This is a genomic window from Salegentibacter agarivorans, assembly GCF_900113135.1.
In the GTDB taxonomy this organism is placed as follows: Bacteria; Bacteroidota; Bacteroidia; order Flavobacteriales; family Flavobacteriaceae; genus Salegentibacter; species Salegentibacter agarivorans.
In genome coordinates this window covers 42,880-62,652 of the sequence record NZ_FOOH01000010.1, presented here as the reverse complement: position 1 = coordinate 62,652, position 19,773 = coordinate 42,880, and the positions used below count along the sequence as shown (strand labels likewise).

The window sequence follows — 19,773 nt, the reverse complement described above, 5'->3', positions numbered from 1 at the left end:
CACTAAAAAACACCTGGTTAAATCAATAATCTTTCAAAGATTTTTATATGAACGTAATACACGTAAGCGCTGAATGCTACCCAATTGCAAAGGTTGGTGGTTTGGGAGATGTAGTTGGTTCTTTACCAAAATACCAGTCTGAAGCTGGTGTTGGTGCTAAGGTAATTATGCCATTTTATGATAATAAATTTAGTGCAGCTCACAGTTTTAAAAGTATTTACGAATCAGAATTGGTTTTGGGCGAAGAGATTTATCCTTATAAATTCTTGAAATTAAAAGAAGAGGTTTTAGATATTGACGTGCTGTTTGTAGATATACCAAAACTCTTATTTAAAAATTTCGTGTATTCCGATGATGACACCGCGCGTTTTACGGCTTTCCAAATTGCGGTAATGGATTGGTTACTTACTTTAAAAGAAAAACCCTCTATAATTCACTGTCACGACCATCATACGGGATTAATTCCATTTATGGCGCAGGAATGTTTTAAATATGAATCCCTGAATCAAATTCCGGTTATTCTCACAATTCATAATGCCCAATATCAGGGTTGGTTTTCGCACGATAAAGTGTATTACCTCCCGGCTTTTGATATTTCTAATAACGGTTTACTAGATTGGGATGGCGTGATAAACCCTTTAGCTGCAGGCATAAAATGCGCCTGGCGGGTAACTACGGTTTCCCCGAGTTATATGGAAGAATTGCAACAGGCTGCGAATGGATTGGAAAGTTTATTGAGTCACGAAAATAAAAAATGTGTTGGAATTCTAAACGGAATTGATACTGAAGTTTGGAATCCTGAAACCGATGAATTTATCGAAAAAAATTATTCAGCTAAAAATATTCAAACCGGAAAAACAGCTAATAAAAAATGGCTGTGTAAACAATTTGGTTTTTCGGCTTCAAAGCCTTTATTCGCTTTTATTGGAAGACTGGTTTACGAAAAAGGAGCCGATTTACTACCCACAGTTTTAGAAGAAATTCTTTTAAAAAAAGAATGCAATATTCTCATTTTAGGTTCTGGAAATTCTGAAGTAGAAAACGCATTAGAGAATTTGAAGAAAAAATATAAAGGGGTTTATAATGTTTTTATTGGTTACGATGAAAAGCTTTCGCACCTCATCTACGCCGGGGCAGATTTCTTATTAATGCCTTCCCGCGTAGAACCCTGCGGACTCAACCAATTATACTCCCTGCGCTACGGAACCATTCCCTTAGTGCGAAGTATTGGTGGCTTAAAAGACACTGTAATAGATATTGAAGATGGCGGATTTGGATTTTCTCACGCTGAAGCTTCAGAAATAGATATTTCTAAAACCATAAATAGGGCCGTACAATTCTACAAGGAAGAGCGTACCTTTAAGAAAACCAGGAAATACATAATGAGCATTGACCATTCCTGGAATGTTTCGGCTAAACAATATATTGATTTGTATAACTCCTTAAAAAGCGGCTAATTATGTTAAACGACAAAGTATTATCGGTTATTCTTGGAGGCGGCCAGGGCACCAGGCTTCACCCATTAACAGAAAGTAGATCTAAACCCGCCGTGCCAATTGCGGGTAAATACCGCCTGGTAGATATTCCAATTTCCAACTGTATTAACTCCAACATTAAAAGAATGTATGTGTTAACTCAGTTTAATTCGGCGTCGTTAAATAAGCATATTAAAAACACGTTTCACTTCAGCTTTTTTAGTTCGGCTTTTGTAGATGTTTTAGCGGCAGAGCAAACACCACACAACAAAACCTGGTACCAGGGCACGGCAGATGCGGTTAGACAGGGAATGCATCATTTTAAAAAGCATAAATTCGATTATTTCCTAATCCTTTCCGGCGATCAATTATATCATATGGATTATAATTTAATGGTTCAGCAGCATATAGATACTGGCGCCGATATTACTATTGGTACTGTACCCGTAAATGCAAAAGAAGCCCCGAGCTTTGGGATTATGAAAACCGACCAGGATAACAATATCACTTCATTTATAGAAAAACCGAAATCTGATCTTTTACCCGACTGGACTTCCCCGGTAGGCCCCGAAATGGAAGCTGAAGGCAGAAATTATCTCGGCTCTATGGGAATTTACGTGTTTAACCGGGAATTGTTGGTAAAATTAATGGACGATGAGAGTACGGTAGATTTTGGTAAAGAGATAATTCCGCAGGCTATAGGAAATAAAAAGGTTTGCGGTTATCAATTTGAAGGTTACTGGACCGATATTGGAAACATAGAATCTTTTTTTGAAGCAAATATTGGCCTGACAGACGATATCCCTAAATTCAATCTATATGATATGGAAAACAGGGTTTATACGCGAGCACGGATTCTTCCCACTTCAAAAATTTCTGGTACTAATTTGAAAAAATCGGTTATTGCTGAAGGCTGTATTATTCACGCCAAAGAAATTGAATCTTCGGTAATTGGTGTGAGATCGAGGATTGGAAAAGGTTCAGTTATAAAAAACTGTTATATGATGGGAACCGATTTTTATGAATCTTTAGAAGAAATTGAAGGAAATAATATTGAAATCCTGGCCGGGATAGGGGAAAATTGCAACATTCAAAATGCAATAATCGACAAAAATTGTAGAGTTGGAGACAATACTACCATAAACGGTGGCCCACATTTAGAAGATGATGAAACCGATGCTTACGTAATTAAAGAAGGAATTGTAGTGCTTAAAAAAGAAGCAGTACTTCCCCCTGGAACAACCATAGGATAGTATGACAAAAGTTATAACGCACAGTTTATTTTCAGAATTTGATATTAACCTGTTTAAATCGGGTAAGCATTTTCGCCTTTACGAGAAATTTGGATCACATCCCATTACGCTTAATAAGCTTAAAGGAACTTATTTTTCAGTTTGGGCACCCGGCGCCAAACAGGTTTCGATAATTGGCGATTTTAATTCCTGGAAAGATGACGAACATCTACTAAACGTGCGTTGGGACGGTAGCGGTATTTGGGAAGGTTTTATTCCCAATGTTGAAAAAGGAAATTTGTATAAATATAAAATCCATAGTCACCATAATAGCATTATTACCGAAAAGGCCGATCCTTATGCCAGGCGCTGCGAACACCCGCCAAATACTGCTTCTGTAGTTTGGGAAGACAGTTATGAGTGGAAAGATAAATCATGGCTTGAAAAACGAAAAAAACATAATTCATTAAACGCTCCTTTTTCGGTTTATGAAGTGCATTTATCTTCCTGGAAGAAAAAAACTGAAGAAAACAGGTCACTTTCTTACTGGGAACTCGCTACAGAGCTGGTTTCCTATGTAAAAGAAATGGAGTTTACTCACGTAGAGTTTATGCCTATTATGGAATATCCATACGACCCAAGCTGGGGATATCAAATTACCGGATATTTCGCGCCAACCTCGCGATTTGGCTATCCCGATGAATTTAAATATTTAGTAGACAAACTTCACGAAAATGATATTGGAGTAATCCTGGATTGGGTACCTTCTCATTTTCCGGAAGACAGCCACGGACTCGGTTATTTTGACGGAACACACCTTTATGAACACCCCGATCCAAAAAGAGGCTATCATCCCGACTGGAAAAGTTTAATCTTTAATTATAACCGAAACGAAGTAAGAGCATTTTTAATTAGTAACGCTTTATACTGGTTAGAACAATTTCATATTGACGGGATTCGGGTAGATGCCGTGGCTTCTATCTTGTACCTGGATTATTCCCGGGAAGAAGGCGAATGGGAACCCAATCAATATGGGGGAAATCAAAACCTGGAGGCGATATCGTTTTTAGAAGAATTAAACAAAGAAGTTTACGCCTCTTATCCAGATGTACAAACCATTGCCGAAGAATCTACTGCTTATAGCGGGGTTTCAAAACCGGTATTTCTCGGCGGACTCGGTTTTGGGATGAAATGGATGATGGGCTGGATGCACGATACGCTTCAGTATTTTGCGAAAGAACCCATTTACAGAAAACATCACCAAAACAACATTACTTTTTCCCTCACCTATGCATTTACCGAAAATTTTATGCTTCCACTATCTCACGATGAAGTGGTGTATGGCAAACATTCAATTTTAGGAAGAATGCCGGGAGACGAATGGCAACGTTTTGCCAATTTACGCTTGCTATATGCGTATATGTTTATGCATCCGGGAACAAAATTACTGTTTCAGGGTTGTGAATTTGCACAAAGTGAAGAATGGAATTTTCAAAAGAGTTTAGACTGGCATTTACTGGAATATGATTCGTACAAAGGAATACAGGAAATAATAAAAGCTTTAAATCAATTTTATAAATCCCAACCTGCTTTATATGAAAAGCAATTTGTGCAAGATGGTTTTGAGTGGATAGATTATAGCGATGCCGAGAATTCGGTAATTAGTTTTATTAGAAAAGGAAATACGCCGAAAGATAATTTAATTATTGTTTGTAATCTAACCCCTATTCCGCGGGAGAATTATCAAATTGGCTTACCTGAAGCAGGTGAACTTGAGGAAATCTTCAACAGCGATAAAAAAGAATATCACGGTACAGGGAAATATAAAAATCCAAGGAAACCCGCAACCTCAAAAGAATGGCAGGGTAAAAAACATTCTGCCACTATCAAACTTCCACCACTGGCGATGCTTGCTTTTAAGTATTTGGCTTAGTTAAATGAAAAACAACGATATAGTTAATAAACGCTCATAAATATTTTGTGAATACTAACTTATATATCAAAACAATTCAGTTCTTTTATTGCCCAGTAATCCATTATAAAATATGATCACCAATACCGAGTTAGAACAAAAAGGAAATGCTTTTCCATCTAATGTAGTTTCCTTCCGTAAAGATGTGGACACACTCTATTTTACCACAGAAAATGATGTTGCATTGCAAATTACTATCCTACGAGATGGCTTGCTTCGCTTTAGATATTCTACCACCGGGATGTTTGCTAAAGATTTTTCTTATGCAATTACCAAACACGCAAGCATAGGCTATAATCAATTAGATATTGAAGAAAAGGAGGACAATTATAGCATTACCACTACCAAAATTATTTGCGAAGTTTCAAAAAAGGGTTTAAGAGTTAAGATTTATGATCGGGCAGACGGTACATTAATCAATGAAGATGAGCTGGGCTTCCATTGGGAAGAAAGCTACGAATTTGGGGGTGACATCGTAAAAATGAGTAAAGTTTCTCACGATGGAGAAAGCTATTTTGGACTTGGGGATAAACCGGGACACCTTAATTTAAAAGGAAAACGCTTTGAAAATTGGGTAACCGATTCTTATGCCTACGGAAAAGATACCGATCCTATTTATAAAACCATTCCGTTTTACACCGGGCTTCATAATAAAAAAGCCTACGGAATTTTCTTTGACAACACCTTTAGGTCTTATTTTGATTTTGCGCAGGAACGGCGTTTTGTAACCAGTTTTTGGGCACAGGGAGGCGAGATGAATTACTACTTCATTTACGGCCCAAAAATGACCGATGTTGTAGAATACTATACCGATTTAACCGGAAAACCAGATTTACCACCCTTGTGGGCACTTGGTTTTCATCAATGCAAATGGAGCTATTACCCTGAAAGTAAAGTAAAAGAAATCACTTCTAAATTCAGGGAATTGCAAATTCCCTGTGATGCTATTTACCTGGATATTGATTATATGGAAGGTTTCCGCTGCTTTACCTGGAACAAAGAATATTTTCCAGATCCAAAACGAATGGTAAAGGAACTTGAAGCCGATGGTTTTAAAACCGTTGCGATTATAGATCCCGGGATTAAAATTGATAAAAATTACTGGGTTTATAAAGAAGGACTGGAAAACGATTATTTCTGTAAACGCGCCGATGGCCCTTATATTAAAGGAAAAGTTTGGCCGGGAGAATGCTATTTCCCCGATTTCACCAATCCGAAAGTTCGGGAATGGTGGTCCGGACTTTTTAAAGAATTAATTGAAGATATTGGGGTTAAAGGTATCTGGAACGATATGAACGAGCCCGCGGTGATGGAAGTGCCAAATAAGACTTTTCCGCACGATGTAAGGCACGATTATGATGCAAATCCCTGCAGCCACAGAAAAGCGCATAATATTTACGGAATGCAAATGGCCCGGGCAACCTACCACGGCGTAAAGAAATTCTCCCACCCAAAAAGGCCTTTTGTGATTACCAGAGCAGCATATTCCGGTACTCAGCGTTACACCTCAACCTGGACTGGCGATAATATCGCCAACTGGGAACATTTATGGATCGCGAACGTGCAGGTACAGCGCCTGGCAATGTCCGGATTTTCTTTTGCCGGAAGTGATATTGGCGGTTTCGCTGAACAACCTCACGGTGAACTTTTCACAAGATGGATTCAATTAGCAACTTTTCACCCATTTTTCAGGGTGCATTCTTCCGGAGATCACGGCGACCAGGAACCCTGGACTTTTGATGAAGATATTACCGATATTGTTCGAAAATTTATTGAATTGCGTTACCAATTACTTCCTTATCTCTACACCGCATTTTGGGATTATACTGAAAAAGGCGTTCCGCTGATAAAATCTTTGGTAATGTTTGACCAGGAAGATGTGAACACGCACTATAGAATAGATGAATTTATTTTTGGAGATAGTATTCTTGCCTGCCCCGTAATAGAGCCAAATGCCAAAGGTAGACGTATGTATGTACCACGTGGAAATTGGTATAACTACTGGACCGACGAATTGGTAAAAGGCGGCAAGGAAATGTGGGTAGATGCCGATATAGACAGTATGCCAGTTTTTATTAAGGAAGGTACTATTATTCCCAAATATCCTGTTCAACAGTACGTCTCGGAGAAAAAAATAGAAGAAATAACTCTTGAAGTTTACTACAAAAAAGGCAAGGAAGATTCTCAATTCTTTGAAGATGCGCACGATGGATACGATTATACTAAAGGGCGTTTCTGCTTAAGAAGTTTTAAACTTACCGGAAGGAAAAACCAGTTAATTATTCAGCAGCATAAAGAAGGCTCTTTTGAAAGCGATTGCAAAAATTTCAAATTAAAAATCCACGGGTTACCGTTTGAAATAAAAACGATTCAGCTGGATAATGAAACTAAATCTTTGGAGCATTTACAGGTTAACGGGTGCCTCACTATGATTATAGATGAGAACTTTTCAGAACTGGATTTCAATGGGGAAAACGGGGAGAACTAATTATCCCTCGCTTCACTTTCCATAGGCAGTAAACACTCGTAGATCATTTTATTTACGGGTGTTACAAGGCCTAATTTTTCGGCTTCTTTTACTATAAATCCGTTGAAATTTTCTAATTCTGAAGGTTGTCCCGCCATAATATCACGTTGTGTGGAAGCTGTGGTTCCCGTGGGCTGATTTTGAATAATTTCAAAAGCTTTTTCCAGGTGTTCGTCTGCTAACGGTATTCCTTTAGCATTAGCCACTAATTTAATTTCCTGAGCGGTTTTTTGTAAAAGTTCATATAAATATTCGCTTTCCCTTATTTTATCTATGGAAACCCGTGTTAATCCGCCAAGACCACTTATGGTAGTTATGAAGAGGAATTTCTTCCAAATTTCCAGCTGAATATTTTCAGGAATAAAATTGGTGATTTCAGCCTTATCCAATACCTTTTTTAATTGCTGAATTCTTTCTGAATTTGAATTATCAATCTCACCAAAAGTGATTCGGGGTTCAAAAGAAATGTGTTTTATTTTTCCGGGTTTTTCTACAAAACTCACAATATGGCAGAGGCCAGCGAGTATATTTTTCTTCGGAAGAATTTCCTGTAATTTTTCAACATTATTTGCACCGTTTTGTAAAGGCAAAACAATTGTTTCGGGCGAAATTAGTGGCTTCAATTTATTTGCTACTTCCTGGATTTGCCAGGATTTAACTCCTAAAATCACCAAATCTGGAGTAGGAACTTCGGCTAAATTATCGGTAACCAAATCAGGTTTCACTTTAAAATTCCCGTTGATACTTTCAACTACGAGCCCGTTTTTCTTAATTGCTTCCAAATGTTTTCCGCGGGCAATCATCGTTACATCATAACCCGCCTGGGCGAGTTTCGCACCAAAATAACCACCAACACCACCAATTCCGAAGATTAAAATTTTCATATTATTTGTGCTTTTCATTGCAAAATAGAATTAACCTACCTTTCCTGCGAGGTTTTTTTATACCTCGTAGGTTTGCAAAAGTTCCCAAACCTACAAGGTATAAAAAAACCTTGCAGGATGTAAAATTTGGTCTCTTACAATAAGCTAGGATTTTAAACTTATTATAACCTCTAAGTTATTAAACATGTTAGAAGCTGAAACAAGTTCAGCTTGACGAAATTAGATTTTTTTGAGACAACTTATAGATATTTCTGAGATTCCTGACTAAAATATTTTTTGTACTTGCTAATTTTTTTAAACTTTAAACGTTTTAAAGATATTGCAAGCTTATCTTTTTTATTTTTACAAAAAATCTAAAGTTACCTATGAGCACATCTTTTGAAAAGTACCAAAGACGTCGATTAATTTCGTCTTATTTTTCGGTAGTGATTAGTATTGCTTTAGTACTTTTTTTATTGGGAATGTTAGGTTTACTGGTTTTAAACACCAAAAAAGTAGCCGATCATTTTAAAGAGCAAATTGCGCTCACCGTATATTTAAAAGATACCGCCAAAGAAGTTGAGATAGAACAACTCAAGAAAAGCCTGGCAATGGCAGATTATACAAAATCTACCACCTATGTTTCTAAAGAAGAGGCCGCCGAAGCCCACAGCAAGGAAATAGGTGAGGATTTTATGGAGTTTTTAGGCTATAATCCTCTGCAGAATTCTATAGATGTTTATATGAACGCCGATTATGTCTCTGGCGAACAGGTAGATGAAATAGCAGCCGATCTTACTTCTAAAAATTTTGTAGATGAAGTAATTTATGATAAACCTCTTATTGCACTTTTAAACGAAAATGTAAAGAAAATTAGTTTCTGGGTGCTTATTGCCAGCGGGGTTTTCACCTTTATCGCGGTATTGCTTATAAACAGTTCTATTAGACTTTCGGTATATTCTAAACGATTTATTATTAAGACCATGCAAATGGTAGGCGCTACAAAAGGCTTTATTCGCAGGCCATTTATTTGGCAAAGTGTAAAACTGGGAATAATTGGCGCCATAATCGCACTTATTGGTATGGCCGGGGCACTCTATTATCTTAACAATAGCTTCCCACAACTCTCATTAACTTCAGATGTAAAATTACTCGCCGCTTTGTTTATAGGCGTTTTCGTTATGGGAATCCTTATTACCTGGCTAAGTACATTTTTTGCTACCTCCCGGTTTTTAAACCTAAAAACCGACGAGCTTTATTACTAATAAGCTTGCTTTAGCCTTCTTTTTTCTCAGAAACAGGAATAATTCAGAATAATTTTCTAATTTTTTTCGGCTAAAATATCTTGGTATATTTGATAATCGCAAACGTTTTAGTAAGCGAAACCCCTTGTAAACACTATAAAGTTCCTTATCGTGTCTCCTAAAAATCATTTAAATAAACATTCTCAAAACTGACTCTCGTCATAGATTCTGCTGCATTTCTGCCCCAACTTTGTACCAAACTTAAAAACCTAATATCATGAAAGTTTTAAAATCATATCAAGTAATTCTTACAGGTGTATTTTTTATGTTGCTAACCGCAGGCAACATGTTCGGGCAAAATTTCAAAATGGATAATTCTTCTGAAATTATTGTTGAAGGAACCTCTAACATCCACGATTGGGAAATGAAGGCAACCTCAAAGCAAGGAGGTGCAACCATTACCACTGAAGACGGGAAATTAACAGGAATCTCAAAACTTCAGGTAAGTATTCCAGCTGAAAGCCTGGAAAGTGGAAAAGGCGGAATGGACAAAAATGCTTACAAAGCACTTAATACCGATAAATATAAAAACATCGAATTTAAGTTAGACGAGGTTAAGAAGATTGAAGCCAACGGCAGCAACTCTTACAAAGTAAATGGCCTTGCGACTTTAAAAATTTCGGGAGTTTCTAAACAAGTACCGGTAGAATTCACTGCTAAGCTTAACGGAAACAAATTGGAAATAAATGGTGAAGAAAGCCTTAATATGACCAATTACAAGATTGACCCTCCTACTGCTATGTTTGGAACAATTACCACCGGCGAGGAAGTAACTATTAAATTCAAATCTACATTTTCTAAATAACTATTCAATTTTAAAAATTATTACAATGAAAAATTCAATCAAATACTTCGGCTTAATTGCATTCGTTCTTTTTGGCTTGCAAATGCAGGCACAGGACAGAGACCTGGATAACTATAGAGCTCCAGATAAAAGAGGAATCAACGTTTTTGAGGCTCCTAAGGATACCATTACAGATTTTGACGGTGTAAAAGTAAGAGTTGGTGGTGCTTCTACTATTCAATTCCAGGCTATAGATCACGAAAACTCTGGTGAACCACTAATTGAAATTGGAGACAACTTTAACCTGGCTACTGCCAACCTTGACCTGGATGTTGCTCTATACGATGGAGTTAGAATGCACCTTAGAACATACCTATCTTCTCGGCACCACCCAGAACCTTATGTAAAAGGTGGTTACATCCAGATTGATAAATTAAACTTTGTAAGAGAAGGTTTTATGGAAGACTTAATGGACAAGGTAACTGTGAAAATTGGTCATATGGAAAACAACTATGGTGATGCTCACTTTAGAAGAACCGATAACGCACAGGCAATCCACAACCCATTTGTTGGAAACTATATAATGGATGGCTTCACTACCGAAGTTGGTGCTGAAGTATACTACAGAGACAACGGTTTTATTGGAATGGTAGGACTTACAAACGGTAAATTAAACCAGGCCGTAAATAACCCCGGAACAACTGGAGCTTCTTTCCTTGCAAAATTAGGATACGACGATTATGTAGCTGAAGATCTAAGAGTAAGATTAACAGGATCTGTTTATCACACCGGTAAAAGTTCTAACGCATATTTATACAGTGCAGACCGTGCAGGTTCTAGATACTACCTTGTAATGGAGAACCCAGATGCTTCTTCTGCAGGAAACTTTAGATCTGGACGTTATAACCCTGGTCTTAGAAATGAGCTAACTGCCTTTATGTTCAACCCTTTTGTAAAATACAAAGGATTAGAATTCTTCGGAACATATGAAAGAGCGAGCGGAAAAGCAGATGCTGAAACAAGCGACAGAGATTTTGACCAAATTGCAGCTGAATTGATCTACAGATTCGGTCAAAATGAAAACTTCTATATAGGTGGACGATACAATACTGTAGAAGGAACTGAAATGGGCGGTAACGACATAGATATTACCAGATACCAATTAGGTGCAGGTTGGTTTATGACCAAGAACATCCTTGCGAAAGTAGAATATGTAACTCAGGACTACAATGGATTTAACCCTGGAACTATTCTGCACGAAGGTAATTTCAACGGACTTATGCTAGAAGCAGCGATTAGTTTTTAAGTTGAATGTTGAGCCCCGGTTGCTATCTCACAAGAGATTCACCGGGGCTTTTTATCTCCTGTTGCCAACCATTTCTTAACCAGAATTCAATTACTTATCTTTATAGAAATGCCCTAAATTAAACCAGGATGAAAACTTATATTCCTTTACTTTTTATATTATTTTTTACTATTACGGGAGTAGCGCAAACCGGTTTGGAAACCAGAAAAATTGATATTCTTCCAGATAGTCACTTAAGCATTAAAGGCACAACCAATATCAACGATTTTGAATGTGATTTTAATACCCTTAGGTTTAAAAATGAAACTTTTAAAGTGCATTATACAGAGAATGGTGAAATTCTTCATTTTAAGAATAGTGTTTTACCCCTGGAAAATGTGAATTTTGATTGTGGCAACCGAAAAATAAATAAAGACTTTCACGAACTTCTAAAATCTAAAGAACATCCTGAAATCCTCTTGAAACTAAAGAAAATAGATATGAGCGAGGAAGGAAATTCTATAGTAACCATAGGCTTCACCATTGCAGGGGTTAATAAAGATTATAAGTTTCCGGTAGAGATTACAAGAGATAAACAACTATGTTTTGATGGGAAATTGAAGCTTAATATTAAAGATTTTAACCTGGAAGCACCCAGTAAAATCTTTGGGCTCATCGTCCTGGATGAAGTAATAGAAATTAATTTCAATTTAAACGTTAAAACCTAAAATGCTGAATCATCTAAAAATATTATCAGCTCAGGATGCGGTTGCCAAAGTAAAATCTGGTGACCGCATTTTTATTCAGGGTGCCGCAATGACGCCGGTAACCCTAATTGATGCATTATGCGATCGTTATAATGAATTGACCGATGTTGAAATTATACAAATTCATACCGAGGGAAAAGCAAAATACACCGAAGAACCTTACGCCGGTTCTTTTAGCATCAACACGTGTTTTGTTGCCGGCAACGTTAGAAATGCGGTCAATTCTAATAAAGGAACCTATATTCCCATATTTCTAAGTGAGATTCATAACCTTTTCCGCAGGGATATCTTGCCTTTAGATGTTGCTTTTATCCAGGTTTCCCCACCCGATAAACACGGATATTGTTCGCTGGGAGTTTCAGTAGATATCACGTTACCCGCTATTCAAAAGGCTAAAAAAGTAATTGCGCAAATAAACCCAAATGTTCCAAGAACCCACGGGGACGGAATTATTCACAGCAGCCAGATTGAGGCTGCCATAGAAGTGAATCAGCCTATTTTTGCTACCAGTGTTACTGCTCCTACCGGAATTGAAAAACAAATTGGTAAACATGTAGCCGAACTAATTGATGATGGCGCTACCCTCCAAATGGGAATTGGGGGTATTCCCAATGTAGTTTTAAATAATCTTCAAAACCACAAAAACCTGGGAATCCATACTGAAATGTTTTCTGACGGAATTTTGCCATTGGTAAAATCGGGAGTAATTACCGGGGCAAGTAAGGAAATAAAAACCGGAAAACTGGTGACCTGTTTTGCCATAGGTTCACCTGATTTATACGATTTTATTGATGATAATCCTATTGTGCATTTTAAAGAAGCGGCTTATACCAACGATACGGCTATAATTAGACAAAACCCTAAAGTAACCGCTATAAATTCGGCTATAGAAATAGATCTTACCGGCCAGGTTTGTGCCGATACTATTGGGAAATATCAATTCTCTGGCGTTGGCGGGCAAATGGATTTTATAAGAGGAGCAGCACTTTCTGAAGGTGGAAAACCTATTATTGCAATGCCATCTATCACCAAAAACGGTATTTCCAAGATTGTACCTTTTCTAAAAGAAGGCGCCGGCGTAACCACAACCCGGGCACACGTGCATTATATTGCTACAGAATATGGCGTTGTAAATCTCTATGGAAAAAACCTGAAACAAAGAGCTAAAGAACTTATTTCTATAGCGCATCCAGACCATAGGGAGCAATTAGAGAAAGAATCACATAATCAATTTAGATAGAAGCACTTAAAATATTTTTAAAGCCTGGAGAAATTCAATTTTTCCAGGCTTTTTTAATTCAATTATGATTATGCTCATAAGATTCCAGCAGCTTCAACCTTAATTTTACCTCACATTTAAAATTAAAAACTATGAAACTTTACAAAACTTTGCTGGCCGATTTTGAAGAAATGAGTATGGGATATTCAGCAATTGGTATTATCGCATCCAGCTGTTTAGGATCTGTGGCTGCAATGCTAATTTTAATGAACGGACATACATTTATAGATATGCTTCAGCTTTTTATTGTAGTTATAGTTTGTATGGGCTTCAATACCGTGATTTTAGCGCAGTTTAAATCTAAAATAGTATTTAATGCACTTTTGCTTAGCCTTGCAATATCCTCTATCTTTATCCTTATAAATATATTCTAGCACCACTGTATGAAAAATGATATTAAAACCCGGGAAGATGTTTTTTTACTGGTTTCCGGATTTTATAAAAAAGTAAGGCAAAATCCTGAAATTGGTCATTTTTTCAATGAGGTAATAAAAGACTGGGATGCCCATTTCGAGAAATTAACCGATTTCTGGGAAAGCAATCTCTTTTTTAAAGCAACCTACAAGGGCAATCCTCAAAAGGTTCACGTAAAAGTAGACCAGGAAAACAACCAGGAGATTTCCAATTACCATTTTGGGATTTGGCTAAACTTATGGTTTGAAACTATAGACGAATTGTACGAAGGTGAACTCGCCAACCGGGCAAAAAATAACGCCAGGAAGATGTCTTCACATTTATATTTAAAGATGTTTCAGGCTAGAGAAAACAAAGCATAAAAAGGTTGTCTAGAAAGATTTTAAATCATTATTTTAAATTGATTTCAGAATTATTTAAAAATTAATCCTAAATAAATAAAACAATCTTAAAACTTCGGAAAAGATCTAAATTAGATCAATCTAGACAGCCTCTTAAAATTTATTTTATCGATAAATAATTACCCAGAACAACTTTCCTAAGGAAAGAGCTGTAACTATTATTTTAGCCTGTAACTTGAGTTACATCTAAGGTTTGTATTTATTAACTATCTAAATGATAGATTTTCATCACATCTTTCAGGATTTCTGAAAAATCGATCTTAAGGTCAATTAACTTACCAGAATGAATATCGAAAACCCAACCGTGCACGGTTATCCCTCTATCTAAAAATGCTCTCTGTACTTCTGCAGTTTTTATTACATTAATACACTGTTCTTGCACGTTTAATTCAACAAGTCTTTTATAACGTGCTTCTTCGTCTTTAATATCATCCAGTTCATTTTGGTGAATACGGTATACATCCCTAATATTTCTTAACCAGGGATTTAGAATACCCAAATCCTGAGATTGCATAGCGGCTTTAACACCCCCGCAATAATAATGGCCACATACAACTACGTGTCTAACCCCAAGATGGGCAACCGCATAATCTATTACAGACATGGCGCTTAGATCAGTATTGGGCACCATATTAGCAATATTTCTATGTACAAAAACATCACCTGGCGCTACTCCCATTAGTTCTTCAGCTGTAACCCTACTATCTGAGCAACCTATGTAAAGAATATCCGGGTCTTGGCCTTTAGACAGATCGCTAAAGTAATTTGCGTCTTTTTGTAATTTTTCCTGAATCCAGTTCTTATTGTTTTCAAAAATTTCTTTAATCTCCATTTCTTTCGTTATATAAAGTTATCATCTTCTTCCCAAGTTTAATTTTATGCATTCCTTCTAAATAAAAGCAGGAGCTGCATTTTGGGAACGTGCATAAACATAAGGTTTTCTACTATAATTAGCAAAGTAGCACGCAGCTAAAGAGCTAACTTTAATAGCTAAACAGAAAACTTTAACCAAATTTTAGAAATTTAGCCGTGAAGAATAAGCACCGGAAGGTTTTGTTTCCGGGTTTCGGTAGCCGAAAGCCTGTTTAAAAGCTTTTCAGTAATATGAAGCTGGCGGGCAAAAAACACTATAATATTGGCCTTTACATTTGCTTCTGGCCAGAACTTCCCAAAGAAATCTGATTCTTCTTTGAGCGTTTTTCGGTTAAGTTTATAATTGGGCAGTTTAAAATCTTCTATTTGTCCTTCAGAATTATTCAAATTAAATTCCCATACATCCAGGCTTACATTAGGAGCAACGGGCAACTTTTGCAATAATTGTAAAGCTTCAGTATGAACAGGAAATCGTAAATCTATAGGAAGATAAAGTCTTTCCCATTGTTTAAATTCACAATTAGGCACTACCAATACAGGGCATTTTACCTTTTTTACTACATTACACGTATTCCCACCTAAACCCTGGAAATTAGAAGTATTTTTTCCAGATGCACCCATCACAATTAGGTCTATCCTTTTTTCGGTTACTGCCTTTCGGGTTGCATTTATAAGGTTATCGGCAAAAGGAAGAGTATAAAATGAATGGCCAGTTGCAGCAGGTTCTTTTTTAAGCCTGGCAACAAAGTCTACAAGCGCCTCATCTATTTTTGATGCCACGCCGGTAGAAGAGGCATGAAGCACATAAAATTTTGATGAGCCTGAATTTGAATTCAAGGCATAGCGTGCAGCATTATAAGCCTGGGGAGAAAAATCTGTAAGTATTAAAATATTCATAGGCTTGACCTTTCAGCACTAATTTTGGCCAAAAGTAGCGTGAAAGATCAATCCTAAATATGATTCCGGTCAGTTCTGTAAAAATTAACTAATTGCCTCCAGCTTTTCTGCATCTAAAAGCTTCACATTTCTGCCTTCAATTTCAATAAGTCCTTCTTTTTTAAAATCGGAAAGGGTTCTTATTAGCGTTTCTGAAGCTATACCAGCGACTCCTGCCAGGTCTGCCCGCGAAATTCTAATACTGTGTAATGGGTTTTTCTTAATTTTATGAGCGAAAAGTAAAATAGTTCTGGCTGTTTTTCTTCTTACTGAAGCATAGGCAATTTCCATTAATTGCTCTTTTACCCCCATAAGATGATCGCCCATTTCCTGGAGCAATTCCATACTAATATTACTATTGCTCTTAAGGATTTCCCTTAATTCGTCTTTAGAAACCACGTAAAGCACACTGTCTTCTAAAGCCGTGGCATATTCGCCATAAGCCGAATTCTTATTAAAGCTTAAATTTCCGAAGAAATCTCCTTCTTTGTAAAGTTCGGTAATCATTTCTTTACCGCGGCTATCATATTTGTGGGCTTTTACAACCCCGCGTTCTACCATATAAAAATGCAGGGAAGATTTTCCTTCTTCATAAATATTTTCACCAGCCTTAAAACTAATCTGCTCGCGGTTTCTCATCATTTCGCGAAAAGCCGAAAGATTTTGAACGGTTTCTCCATTATTATCCTTTTTCTGGGCTTGCAAAATCTCTACTTTTGCCAGCCTGCTTTCTATAGCGCTCAAAAGGTCTTCTTCTTCAAAAGGCTTGGTTAGATAATCGTCTGCGCCAAGGTCCATTCCTCTTCTTACATCTTTATGTTCGGTTTTCGCCGAAAGGAAAATAAAAGGAATGCCTTTGGTTTCTGAATCTTCTGAAAGGCGCGTAAGTACATCGTAGCCATCCAGTTCTGGCATCATGATATCACACACTATTATATCAGGAATTTCTTCTTTTGCTTTATCTACACCCTTCTTCCCGTCTGGTGCGGTTACTACTTCATAATTTGAGAGCTCCAGCAATTCTGCAGTATTCTCCCTAACGGTTACATCGTCTTCAATTAAAAGTATTTTTTTCATCTTAAATTATTTTCAATGTCCGCTCAAGTAACATAAGCGGTTATCTATTTTGGCTAGGTAATGTTACAGTAAATTTAGTGCCTTTATTTTCTATACTTTCAAATTTAATATTGCCTCCCATATTTTCAAGATGAACTTTAACAATATTAAGCCCTATGCCGGTGCCCTGGTTAAGCAAAGCATTTTCGGCCCTAAAATAACGTGTAAAAATATGCTTTTGGTCTTTCTCCGGAATTCCCATTCCTTCATCTTCCACCTCAAAGATAATTTTTTCTTCAGTAGGAAATATTCTAAAATAGATAGTGGAATCTTCTGGAGAGTATTTAATAGAATTTCCAATTAAATTTGAAAGAATAAGCTCCAGAATTTTTTCATCCTGATATAGGGTTACATCTCCCATTTCACTATCATATTCTATCTCCTGCCCATATTTTAAAGTCACATTGGCATTGTAAATTACCTCGTTAATAAGTTTGTTTAGGCTAAAAGCTGTGTATTTATAGTTCACGTTCCCAGATTCCAGGCGTTCTAACGAAAGGAAATCATTTAAAATATTATTTAAATAATGCACCTTGTTTTTTATGGTAGTAAGGTGTTTTGTTCTTTTTTCCTGCTGTTCGGTTTGTGTATATTTTTCGGCCAAAGTAGCCGAAGTAAGAATTCCGCTTAACGGAGTTTTAAATTCGTGACTCACCAGGGAAAGAAATTTTGTCTTTAGCTCATTGAGCTCTTTTTCCTGTTTTAGTGCAAGTTTAATACGTTTTTCGGCTTCTTTTCGCTTGGTGATTTCCTTTTCAAGGTCATCCACCGTATTTCTAAGTTCCTGGGTACGAATTTTAATTTTGTCTTCCAGCTCGGCATTGAGTTCTCTAATGCGCTGCTGATTTTCTTTTCTAATGGTAATATCTACAATTAAAGACATTACAAAACGCTCCCCATCTACCTGAAACGGATTTAATCCTGCTTCTACCGGAAATTGTGTCCCATCTTTTTTTACCCCGAACAAATCCCTGCCATGACCCATTTGTCTTTTCTCACTATCTTTCATAAACCTGTCAAAATGCTGATGGTGATTAGATTTATAGCGTACAGGAATTAAAATATTGAGATGTTCACCTAAAAGCTCCTCCTTGTTGTAACCAAACATAATTAAGGCCGCTTGATTGGCGGTAACTATTGTTTGCTGGCTGTTTACCACGATAACGCCTTCTGAAGCCGCCTCGAATAATGTATTGAATATTTGTTCGTTTTCTCTAAAAAATTCTAAAGCCACAATTTATAGGTTAGGTATTTAAGGAAACTAAATTACAAAGTGTTTAATGATTTATTAAGCAAACAGAGTTTTTATTTTAGAATACCAGAAAGAATAAAATCGGTTTTTGAATAAGGTTATCAATACTTTTTATCTTTGTTTTGCCAAAAACTTTTAATGCACTGGAGATTCCTATTATTATTTCTACTTCTACCCTTTTTGGGGCAGGCGCAACTGGTTAATATTGAAACCAAACGCCTTCAAACCGATTCTACCCGATTTGTATTAAATGCCGATTTTGCTTTTAACCATTCCAACAACGACGGGGTATCGGTAAACCAGATAAACGGAACGCTAACTACCCAGTTAAAATCAAAAGATTTAAAAAAAACCTATCTCTTTTTAGGAAATTACCGTTTAATAGATGCTGATGAAGGAAATTTGCAAAATTCCTGGTTTCTACATACCCGTTTTAACTATAAATTTAATCAACTCTTAAGGTTTGAAGCTTTTCTGCAAGGCCAATACAATCAACTGCTGGTGGTTGAACAAAGAAATCTTGTAGGTGCAGGTTTAAGACTAAAATGGATGAACCGCGAGAATTTCTCAGGTTATCTTGGCAATAGCTATATGTATGAAGTTGAATATAGCGACAGGGCCGGGACAACAGAATACAAGCATAGAAACAGCACTTATCTTTCTGTTTCCTATTTATCGAAATCAAAAAATTTCTCGGTCACCAATACGGTTTACTACCAGCCGCTTTATAAAAACCTTAAAGATTACAGGCTCTTAGAACAATTTAGACTGGACATCCCGCTGGCAGAATGGTTTAAAGTTTTTACTATTTACGATTATTACTTTGACAGTAAAACTCCTTTAAATACCCGGGAATACACCTCGCAATTACAAATTGGTGTTGGGTTTAGTTTTTAGGGATAAAAAAAGTTTCTATTGTGGAGATGTCTTTGGGCAAAAAGCTGAAGCTAAAATTTTTACAGGACTTTAAAAACAAAAAAACCGAACTCTTTTCAGAATTCGGTTAATTTTGTTGGCCTACTAGGGCTCGAACCTAGACTCTTCTGGACCAAAACCAGACGTGTTGCCAGTTACACCATAGGCCATTGCTGTAATGCGGATGCAAATTTAAAACAAACTTTCTATTGCGCAAACTTTTTCTGCAAAAAATAAACCTATTTTTTTCGAGTTCAATTTAAACGGAAATATCTACAAATATAAAAATCCCAAAACAGCTTTATTTTCAGTCATTTCAGAAAATATTTCGCTTTAACTTCCGTTAGTAAGCTATCTCAGAACAAAGCCTACAGCTGG

General features: G+C 36.7%; 17 protein-coding genes and 1 tRNA gene. 12 read left to right on the top strand and 6 right to left on the bottom strand.

Annotated features, from left to right (window positions below):
• The first annotated feature begins 47 nt into the window (after positions 1 to 47).
• The 4 genes from BM084_RS09085 (at position 48) to BM084_RS09070 (ending at position 7,167) form a co-directional block, all read left to right on the top strand.
• Entirely contained in the window at positions 48 to 1,457 is a 1,410-nt protein-coding gene (locus BM084_RS09085) for a glycogen synthase (RefSeq protein WP_075325057.1), read from the top strand.
• A 2-nt stretch (positions 1,458 to 1,459) separates the two neighbouring features.
• Positions 1,460 to 2,728: a glucose-1-phosphate adenylyltransferase gene (locus tag BM084_RS09080; RefSeq protein WP_075325058.1), complete on the top strand. Its 1,269-nt coding sequence runs from the start codon at positions 1,460 to 1,462 to the stop codon at positions 2,726 to 2,728.
• A gap of 1 nt (position 2,729) precedes the next feature.
• Positions 2,730 to 4,640, top strand: coding sequence for a 1,4-alpha-glucan branching protein GlgB (gene glgB / locus BM084_RS09075; RefSeq protein WP_093304416.1), 1,911 nt, complete (start codon positions 2,730 to 2,732; stop codon positions 4,638 to 4,640).
• Positions 4,641 to 4,752: 112 nt separating this feature from the next.
• Positions 4,753 to 7,167: a glycoside hydrolase family 31 protein gene (locus BM084_RS09070; RefSeq protein ID WP_093304414.1), complete on the top strand. Its 2,415-nt coding sequence runs from the start codon at positions 4,753 to 4,755 to the stop codon at positions 7,165 to 7,167.
• Here BM084_RS09070 and BM084_RS09065 read toward each other — a convergent pair.
• Complete coding sequence (locus tag BM084_RS09065) at positions 7,164 to 8,108, bottom strand: ketopantoate reductase family protein (RefSeq protein WP_317040657.1); 945 nt, start codon at positions 8,106 to 8,108, stop codon at positions 7,164 to 7,166. The genes BM084_RS09070 and BM084_RS09065 overlap by 4 nt on opposite strands.
• Positions 8,109 to 8,455: 347 nt before the next feature.
• On the opposite strand from BM084_RS09065, the gene BM084_RS09060 reads away from it, so the two are divergent.
• From BM084_RS09060 to BM084_RS09030, 7 genes are all read left to right on the top strand, one after another.
• Entirely contained in the window at positions 8,456 to 9,334 is an 879-nt protein-coding gene (locus BM084_RS09060) for a cell division protein FtsX (RefSeq protein ID WP_075325062.1), read from the top strand.
• Between the two features lie 256 nt (positions 9,335 to 9,590).
• Positions 9,591 to 10,178, top strand: a complete 588-nt coding sequence (locus tag BM084_RS09055; RefSeq protein ID WP_075325063.1) for a YceI family protein — start codon at positions 9,591 to 9,593, stop codon at positions 10,176 to 10,178.
• Between the two features lie 25 nt (positions 10,179 to 10,203).
• Complete coding sequence (locus tag BM084_RS09050; RefSeq protein WP_075325064.1) at positions 10,204 to 11,463, top strand: hypothetical protein; 1,260 nt, start codon at positions 10,204 to 10,206, stop codon at positions 11,461 to 11,463.
• Between the two features lie 128 nt (positions 11,464 to 11,591).
• Positions 11,592 to 12,170: a YceI family protein gene (locus tag BM084_RS09045; RefSeq protein ID WP_093304407.1), complete on the top strand. Its 579-nt coding sequence runs from the start codon at positions 11,592 to 11,594 to the stop codon at positions 12,168 to 12,170.
• Position 12,171: 1 nt separating this feature from the next.
• A complete protein-coding gene (locus tag BM084_RS09040) occupies positions 12,172 to 13,449 on the top strand; it encodes an acetyl-CoA hydrolase/transferase family protein (RefSeq protein ID WP_093304404.1) in 1,278 nt (425 codons plus the stop codon).
• A gap of 131 nt (positions 13,450 to 13,580) precedes the next feature.
• Positions 13,581 to 13,862, top strand: coding sequence for a hypothetical protein (locus BM084_RS09035; RefSeq protein ID WP_075325067.1), 282 nt, complete (start codon positions 13,581 to 13,583; stop codon positions 13,860 to 13,862).
• Positions 13,863 to 13,871: 9 nt separating this feature from the next.
• Positions 13,872 to 14,264, top strand: coding sequence for a group III truncated hemoglobin (locus BM084_RS09030; RefSeq protein ID WP_075325068.1), 393 nt, complete (start codon positions 13,872 to 13,874; stop codon positions 14,262 to 14,264).
• Between the two features lie 241 nt (positions 14,265 to 14,505).
• On the opposite strand, the gene BM084_RS09025 is transcribed toward BM084_RS09030, so the two are convergent.
• From BM084_RS09025 to BM084_RS09010, 4 genes are all read right to left on the bottom strand, one after another.
• A complete protein-coding gene (locus tag BM084_RS09025; RefSeq protein ID WP_093304400.1) occupies positions 14,506 to 15,135 on the bottom strand; it encodes a carbonic anhydrase in 630 nt (209 codons plus the stop codon).
• Between the two features lie 191 nt (positions 15,136 to 15,326).
• Entirely contained in the window at positions 15,327 to 16,073 is a 747-nt protein-coding gene (locus BM084_RS09020) for a universal stress protein (protein WP_093304398.1), read from the bottom strand.
• Between the two features lie 84 nt (positions 16,074 to 16,157).
• The gene (locus tag BM084_RS09015) at positions 16,158 to 17,189 is read right to left on the bottom strand and encodes a response regulator (RefSeq protein ID WP_075325071.1); all 1,032 of its coding nucleotides are present in this window, start codon (positions 17,187 to 17,189) and stop codon (positions 16,158 to 16,160) included.
• 40 nt (positions 17,190 to 17,229) lie between these two features.
• A complete protein-coding gene (locus BM084_RS09010; RefSeq protein WP_093304396.1) occupies positions 17,230 to 18,462 on the bottom strand; it encodes a PAS domain-containing sensor histidine kinase in 1,233 nt (410 codons plus the stop codon).
• Between the two features lie 156 nt (positions 18,463 to 18,618).
• On the opposite strand from BM084_RS09010, the gene BM084_RS09005 reads away from it, so the two are divergent.
• Positions 18,619 to 19,377, top strand: coding sequence for a DUF481 domain-containing protein (locus tag BM084_RS09005; RefSeq protein WP_075325073.1), 759 nt, complete (start codon positions 18,619 to 18,621; stop codon positions 19,375 to 19,377).
• 115 nt (positions 19,378 to 19,492) lie between these two features.
• Here the strand turns inward: BM084_RS09005 and BM084_RS09000 are convergent.
• A tRNA-Gln gene (locus tag BM084_RS09000) sits at positions 19,493 to 19,565 on the bottom strand.
• Positions 19,566 to 19,773: the final 208 nt, after the last annotated feature.